We start from the raw sequence: 7,484 nt of genomic DNA on the forward strand, positions 1-7,484 counted from the left end.
CCCCGTCACATCGTCAGGAGCATCGCGAACATGCCGATGCCCATCGACAGCCGGCAGGCCCGCGGCAGCCCCGCGGTGGCCGGCGGCAGGCCCGCGGCGGCCGGCGCGCCGCCGCCCGGGGCGCCCAGCAGCCGGACCCCCGTCCAGAGCGAGTAGCCGCCGAAGTACAGCAGCAGCGCGCCGGTCAGCAGCGGGGCCCCCGCGCCGGCCGGGTGGTGGTGGCCGTGCCCGGATCCGGCGCCCATCGCCAGCGCCGTGTAGGTCATCGCGAGCCCGCCCACGGCGTGGTGCAGCCGGTGCGCCCGGTGGGCCGGACCGCTGGCCGCGGCCAGCAGGAAGACCACGGCCGGGGCGCCGAACAACCAGGCCCAGACGGCGGCCGGCACGGTGCTCCCGGAGACGGCCATCGCCGCCATCCCGAACCCCATCAACGCCTCGGCGGCGTCCGACTCGTGGGCGTGCGGGGACGTGGCCCCGCGGCCCGGGGCGTGGTCGGTGCACGGGGAGCGGCGCAGCCGGCTGAGGCAGTAGCCGCCGACGGCCGCGGTGAGGGCGGCCAGCAGCCAGCTGACCAGGACTGGTCCGTGCAACGGCGGCCTCCCGGGCGGCGCGGACGGGCGTACCGTCCACGATCACCGCTCGGGGCCGCGCGCAGCAGGGCGCGCACGGGGGCGCACGGTGGTGCCCATCGGAGTGAACCCCTCCGGTGGGCACCCGTGCACCGGGTCGCGGGCCTACGGAGCCGCGGGCCGAGGGGGCCCCGGGCCTACCGAGCCGCGGGTTCCGCGGGCTTCCGGGGCCGGGCCCGTCCGGCAGCCGCCGGACGGGCCCTACGGGTTGAGCCGCCCGGAGGCGACCACCCGGCTCAGGAAGTGCCTGGTCCGCTCGTGCCGCGGATCGCCGAACACCTGCTCCGGCGGGCCCTGTTCGAGCACCACGCCGGCGTCCAGGAAGCACACCTGGTCGGCCACCTCCCGGGCGAAGCCCATCTCGTGGGTGGAGATGACCATCGTCATGCCCTGCTCCTTGAGGTCCCGCACCACCGCGAGCACCTCGCCCACCAGGACCGGGTCCAGCGCCGCGGTGATCTCGTCGAGCAGCAGCAGCCGCGGCCCGGTGGCCAGCGCCCGGGCGATGGCGACGCGCTGCTGCTGGCCGCCGGAGAGCCGGTCCGGGTACTCCCTCGCCTTCGCCGCCAGGCCGAGCCGCTCCAGCAGCGCCAGGGCCGCGGCCTCGGCCTCGGCCCGGGGGACGCCGTGCACCCGGCGCGGCGCGAGCGTGACGTTCTCCAGCACCGTCATGTGCGGGAACAGGTTGTACGACTGGAACACCACGCCGATCCGGCGCCGGACGGCGTCCTCGTCGGTGCGCGGGTCGGTGATCTCCTCGCCGTCCAGGTAGACCGCGCCGTCGTCGATCCGCTCCAGCAGGTTGGCGCACCGCAGCAGCGTGGACTTGCCGGAGCCGGACGCCCCGATCAGCGCCGTCACCGAGTGCTCGGGCACCGCGAGGCCCACGTCGCGCAGCACCACCTGGCCGCCGAAGGTCTTGCGCACCGACTCCAGCCGCAGCACGTCGGGGCGGGCCGCCGCCCCGCCGGCCGCCCCGGTGGTCGTCGTTCCGTAGGTCGTCACACCGCACCTCCCTGGTGCTGACGCCGGTTCATCCGCCGGGTCAGCCAGTCGGTGAACCGGGTGAGCGGGACGGTCAGCACGATGAAGACCAGCGCCGCCACCACGTACGGGGTGAAGTTGAACGACCGGCCGGTGATGATCTTCGCCGCGTACACCGCGTCGATCACCCCGCCGATCGACACCAGGCCGGTGTCCTTCTGCAGGCTGACCAGGTTGTTCAGCAACGGCGGCACCACCCGGCGGACCGCCTGCGGCAGCACCACGTACCGCATCGCCTGCGCGTTGCTCAGCCCCAGCGAACGGGCCGCCGCCCGCTGGCTCGGGTGCACCGACTCGATGCCGGCGCGGAACACCTCGGAGACGTACGCCGAGTACGTCAGCACCAGCGCGGCGCCGCCGAGCAGCAGCGGGTCGGTGGTCACGCCGGTCAGGCGCAGCGCCGGCACCCCGGTGATCATGGCGAGCAGGCAGATGATCATCGGCACGCCGAGGAAGAAGTCCACGTACGCCGTGGCCAGCAGCCGCACCGGCAGGAACACCGGCCCGCGCAGCGTCCGCAGCACCGCCAGCAACAGGCCGAGGACCAGGATCAGCGAGCCGCAACCGACCATCAGCTCCAGGTTGATCCGCAGCCCCTTCAGCACCTCGGGCAGCGCCTGGCGGGCGTACTCGGCGTTGAAGAACGTCTTCCGGGTCGCCTCCCAACCGGGGGAGTTGACCACCACCAGGTACAGCGCCACCGCCGTCACCAGGGTCGACACCCCGGCGATCAGCGCCGAGCGGCGGGCCCGGCGCCGCCGGTACGCCTCGTGCGCCAGCCGGCGCCCGGACGGGCGGTAGCCGTCGTCCGGCCCGTCCTCGCGCAGCGCCGCCCGGGGGCGGGTGCTCGTCGCGGGGGCAGTGCCCTTCGCGAGGTCCGCACTCGTCGTGGGGCCGGTGCCCGTCACGGGATCCGTGCTCATCGCGGGATCGCTCACTTCAGCACGGGCGCCGCGACGGCGTCGGACAGCCACTGCTTCTCCAGCCGCGCCAGCGTGCCGTCGGCCCGCAGCGCGTCCACCGCCCGGCTGACGCACCCGGTGAGCCGGGACCCCTTGTCCAGCACCAGCCCGAACTGCTCGCCCTGCGCCGCGCCCTCGAACTGGCCGACCACCTGGGCGTCCGTCACCTCGGCGCCGGTGATGTAGAACGCCGTCGGCAGGTCCACCACCAGGGCCTCGATCTGGCCGTTCTTCAGGGCGGCCTTCGCCAGGTCGTTCGAGTCGAAGACGGCCGGCTGGACGGTCGGCCTGATCGTGCCGGTCACCACGTCCAGGCTGGTGGTGCCGACCTGGGCGCCCAGCTTGGCGCCCTTCAGGTCGGCGATGCTCCTGGCGGAGGCCGCCTTGGAGCTCTTCAGCGCGATCACCGCCTGCCGCACGTCGTAGTAGCCGGAGGAGAAGTCCACCGCCTGCTTGCGCTCGGCGCTGATCGAGACCTGGTTGACGTCGAAGTCGAAGTCCTTGGCCCCCGGAGCGGTGGCCTTGCCGAACGGCGCGACCACCCAGGTCACCTTCTCCTTCGGGTACCCCAGCCGCTCGGCCACCGCGTACGCCACCGCCGACTCGAAGCCCTTCCCGTTCTCCGGCGCGTCCTCGGAGAACCACGGGTCGTACGCCGGCTTGTCGGTGCCGACGGTCAGCGTCCCCGCCGTACGGGTGGCCAGCGCGCCCGGCGCGCAGCCGCCGGCCGTCCCCGACGCGGTCGCACCGGCGTCGGAGGCGCTGTCCTGCGGGGCGCACGCGGTCAGCGCGGCGGCGGCGACCAGCAGAGCGGCGAACGGCTTGCGGAGAGAGGTCATGACGGGGCTCCTGGAGGGAGGGACCGGGCAGGGCGGGAAGGGAACGGCGCGGGGCGCGGGCCGGGCCCGGGAGGGGCCGCACCCAGGCGGGTCACTTCCCCCCGGTGGCGGCGCCGGAACACAGGCGGCATGGTCGGCGTACGGGGCCGCGTCCGCGGCACCCCCGAGCCGGATCAGCGGCAGCGGCGGCAGAGGCCGCGCGCACCACCGCAGGCGTGACAACACGAGGGCGCCCGGAGCAGGTCGACGTGGCACCGGGCCACCAGGTTCACCGCCGGGAGCATGGCGGGAGGTTCGCATCCCCACGGTGCGTCTGTCCAGAACATCCAGACAGCAGTCCACATGTCGGACATCCGGCCGCCGGCGCGGCCGTTGGGCCGTCGTTCACCGCCCGTTGTCCTGTCGTCGGCCCCGATCACGGGAGATCTGTCGGCCGGCCCCCCCTTGAACAGGAGAACCTTTCGTACTTATGGTGGTCTCGTTGAAAACCCTCCTGTCGAAGTGAGTCCCCGATGCAGAATCTTTCGCCAAAGCTCGCTGTGGCGGCCGACGCTCCGGTCTCCGACCTCGCCGGCCACCCGGCCTGGCTGCGCCTGAAGGAAGCCGTCGAGGCCCTGCGCCCCCTCCAGTCCAAGGACGGCTCGATCGACCTCGCCACCGTGCAGCGGCACACGGTCGACCCGCTGGTCGCCACCGTCCGCGGCGCCGTCGCGGAGCTCGCCCCGCTGTTCCCGCATGACGCCGAGTACCTCACCGCCGTCGACGCGGACCTGGCCAAGTGGGCGGACACCGGCTACCGGGAGCCCGACTTCCTGGACTCGCTGCTCGCCTTCCAGCCCGCCGACCAGCGCGAGGACGGCCTCGAGCACCTGGTCGTCTTCCCGATGTACACCCAGAACGGCAACCCGGACCGCAACCTGGAAGCCGTCCTGCTGAAGGTCGTCTGGCCGGACTGGCTGGCCGAGCTGGAGCGCACCCGCTTCGACAACCCGATGTTCGTGCCGATCACCTTCACCGACTTCACGGCCGGCTACGACACCAACTCCGCCGTCCTCTTCCCCGAGACCGTGGCCGTGCGCAAGGCGCCGGAGCGTTTCACCTGGGGCGGCATCTTCTGCGACCGCGAGGCCGCGCGCTTCCGCGCCGTCAGCACCAGCGCCGTCCAGCAGCTCGGCCTGGAGATCCCGGCCGACGCCGAGGGCCTGCTGCAGGACCAGCACCGCGCGCAGGAGACCTTCGTGCTGTGGGACCTCGTGCACGACCGCACCCACAGCCACGGCGACCTGCCGTTCGACCCCTTCATGATCAAGCAGCGCAGCCCGTTCTGGATGTACGGCCTGGAGGAGCTCCGCTGCGACCTCACGACCTTCAAGGAGGCCGTGAAGCTCGAGGCCGAGGGCAACAAGCACGCCCGCGACGTCCAGTACGCGATCCTCTTCGACCGGATGTTCCGCTTCCCGGTCAGCGGTGACCGCGTGCGCAACTACGACGGCCTCGGCGGCCAGCTGCTCTTCGCCTACCTGCACAAGCACGACGCGCTGCGCTGGCGCGACAACCGCCTCAGCATCGACTGGGAGCGCGCCCCGCAGGTCACCAACGCGCTCTGCGGCGAGATCGAGACCCTCTACCGGGAGGGCATCGACCGCCCGAAGCCGGCCCACTGGATCGCCGCCTACCAGCTGGTCTCCCGCTACCTCACCCCGCACCCGGCCTCCACCTGGGCCAAGGGCCCCGAGGCGCTGCCGCTCGACATCACCGACGGCAAGGCCCTGAACAAGGCCCTGTGCGACGCGGTGCTGCCGGACGAGTTCCCGCTGAGCATGTTCTTCGAGGCCCTCAACAAGAAGCTGAGCGGCGTCATCGCCTCCACCACCGGCATCACCGGTAACGGCATCAAGGGAGTCGCCGCGTGACCACCACCACCGACAAGCCGCTCACCGGCAAGGTCATCGCCGTCGCCGGAGCGAGCGGCCCGGCCGGCCAGGCCGTCCTGCGCCGCCTCGCCGCCGACGGCGCCACGGTGATCGGCGCCGACATCGACCCGCAGCGCCTCGACAAGGCGCTCGACAGCGTGCGGGTCGCCGTCCCCGGTGCGCGGGTCAGCGGGCAGGTCATCGACCTGCTCGACCCGCAGGAGGTGCACGACTGGGCCGACCACCTGGAGGCCGAGCACGGCCACGTCGACGGCCTGTTCCACCTGGTCGGCGGCTGGCGCGGCAGCAAGACCTTCTTCGACACCCGGATCGACGACTGGGACTTCCTGCACGACACCGTCGTGCGGACCCTCCAGCACACCTCGCTGGCCTTCCAGCCGGCCCTGGTCCGCAGCGAGTCCGGCCGCTACGCCATGGTCTCCGCCGCCGCCGCGCACAAGCCGACCGCCGGCGGCGCCGCCTACGCGGCCGCCAAGGCCGCCACCGAGGCCTGGACGCTCGCCATGGCGGACTCCTTCAAGAAGGAGACCACCGCCGAGGACGGCGAGCCCACCGCCGCGGCTGCGATCCTGGTGATCAAGGCGTTGGTCAGTCCCGAGATGCGGGCCGAGAAGCCGGACGCGAAGTTCACCGGCTTCACGGACACCGCCGACCTCGCCGCATCCCTGGCGGGCCTCTGGGACCGCCCCGCAGCAGACCTGAACGGACAGCACCTGTGGCTGACAGCCCGATGACCGAGCCCACCTCCGGCACCCCCAGCACGGACGCGGTACGGCGGCACGACCCCGCCGTCCGCGGCTTCGCCAGCGACAACTACGCCGGCGTGCACCCCGAGGTCCTCGCCGCCATAGCCCTGGCCAACGGCGGCCACCAGGTCGCCTACGGCGAGGACGACTACACCACCCACCTGCAGGACGTCTTCCGCCGCCACCTCGGCGAGAAGGCCGAGGCGTACCCCGTCTTCAACGGCACCGGCGCCAACGTCGTCGCCCTGCAGGCCCTGCTGCCCCGCTGGGGCGCGGTGATCGCCGCCGAGTCCGCCCACATCAACGTGGACGAGGGCGGCGCCCCCGAGAAGATGGGCGGCATCAAGCTGCTCACCGTCCCCACCCCGGACGGCAAGCTCACCCCCGAGCTCATCGACCAGCAGGCCTGGGGCTTCGGCGACGAGCACCGTGCGCAGCCGCTCGCGGTCTCGATCACCCAGAGCACCGAGCTCGGCACCCTCTACACCGTCGAGGAGATCCGGGCCATCGTCGAGCACGCCCACCAGCACGGCATGCTCGTGCACGTGGACGGCTCGCGCCTGGCCAACGCCGCCGCCTCGCTGGGCGTGCCGCTGCGCGCCTTCACGACGGACGTCGGCGTCGACGTGCTGTCGTACGGCGGGACGAAGAACGGCCTGCTCTTCGGCGAGGCCGTGGTGGTGCTGAACCCCGAGCGGGTCCGCAACATCAAGTACCTGCGCAAGACCTCGATGCAGCTCGCGTCGAAGATGCGCTTCGTCTCGGTCCAGTTCGAGGCGCTGCTCGCCGGCGACCTCTACCTGCGCAACGCCGGTCACGCCAACGCCATGGCCAGCCGGCTGGAGGCGGCGGTCCGCGACATCGACGGCGTGACGATCGTCCGCCCGGTGCAGGCCAACGCGGTCTTCGCGATTCTTCCGCGCGAGGTCAGCGAGCGACTGCAGAAGCGTTACCGCTTCTACTTCTGGAACGAGCACACCGGCGAGGTCCGCTGGATGTGTTCGTTCGACACCACGGAGGCGGACATCGACGCCTTCGCTGCCGCCATCGCGGAGGAGATGGGACGCGCCTGACGCGTGCCCGCTCCACGGATCGTCCCGTCCTGCTCCGGCAGGGCGGGACGATTTGCACGGGGCGGGCCGAGCCCCGTACAGTTCCGGAGTCGCCGCGAGAGAGCGGGGGCAAGCGGAAAGCGAATCCGATGAATGAAACTCCGGAAAACGGGGCGGAAAACGTCTGATAAGCTGGAAACACGAAAGAACGAAGCGCCCGGAGGGCCCGCTGGAAGGCGGTCCGAAGGAAGTGTCCGTTCCTTGAGAACTCAACAGCG

The 7,484-nt window shown here is 72.3% G+C and carries 7 protein-coding genes; 3 read left to right on the forward strand and 4 right to left on the reverse strand.

Annotated elements, in window-relative coordinates:
* Nucleotides 1-5: 5 nt before the first annotated feature.
* From ACFVHB_RS21030 to ACFVHB_RS21045, 4 genes are all read right to left on the reverse strand, one after another.
* Nucleotides 6-590, reverse strand: coding sequence for a DUF5134 domain-containing protein (locus ACFVHB_RS21030; RefSeq protein ID WP_380324145.1), 585 nt, complete (start codon nucleotides 588-590; stop codon nucleotides 6-8).
* Between the two features lie 240 nt (nucleotides 591-830).
* Entirely contained in the window at nucleotides 831-1,634 is an 804-nt protein-coding gene (locus ACFVHB_RS21035) for an amino acid ABC transporter ATP-binding protein (RefSeq protein WP_380324148.1), read from the reverse strand.
* Entirely contained in the window at nucleotides 1,631-2,596 is a 966-nt protein-coding gene (locus ACFVHB_RS21040) for an amino acid ABC transporter permease (protein ID WP_380324151.1), read from the reverse strand. The genes ACFVHB_RS21035 and ACFVHB_RS21040 overlap by 4 nt, the downstream gene beginning before the upstream one ends.
* An 11-nt stretch (nucleotides 2,597-2,607) precedes the next feature.
* A complete protein-coding gene (locus tag ACFVHB_RS21045) occupies nucleotides 2,608-3,474 on the reverse strand; it encodes an ABC transporter substrate-binding protein (RefSeq protein WP_380324154.1) in 867 nt (288 codons plus the stop codon).
* A gap of 512 nt (nucleotides 3,475-3,986) precedes the next feature.
* Here ACFVHB_RS21045 and ACFVHB_RS21050 point away from each other — a divergent pair.
* Genes ACFVHB_RS21050 through ACFVHB_RS21060 form a run of 3 tightly spaced genes read left to right on the forward strand, consistent with a single transcriptional unit; the run spans nucleotide 3,987 to nucleotide 7,227 of the window.
* Nucleotides 3,987-5,387, forward strand: coding sequence for a DUF6421 family protein (locus ACFVHB_RS21050; RefSeq protein WP_380324157.1), 1,401 nt, complete (start codon nucleotides 3,987-3,989; stop codon nucleotides 5,385-5,387).
* Complete coding sequence (locus ACFVHB_RS21055; protein ID WP_380324160.1) at nucleotides 5,384-6,142, forward strand: SDR family NAD(P)-dependent oxidoreductase; 759 nt, start codon at nucleotides 5,384-5,386, stop codon at nucleotides 6,140-6,142. Before ACFVHB_RS21050 ends, ACFVHB_RS21055 begins: the two co-directional genes overlap by 4 nt.
* Nucleotides 6,139-7,227 carry a threonine aldolase family protein gene (locus ACFVHB_RS21060; RefSeq protein WP_380324178.1) on the forward strand — a complete coding sequence of 363 codons (1,089 nt, stop codon included), beginning with the start codon at nucleotides 6,139-6,141 and terminating at the stop codon, nucleotides 7,225-7,227. Before ACFVHB_RS21055 ends, ACFVHB_RS21060 begins: the two co-directional genes overlap by 4 nt.
* Nucleotides 7,228-7,484: the final 257 nt, after the last annotated feature.

This window comes from Kitasatospora sp. NPDC127111 (assembly GCF_042677465.1).
Classification (GTDB): domain Bacteria; phylum Actinomycetota; class Actinomycetes; order Streptomycetales; family Streptomycetaceae; genus Kitasatospora.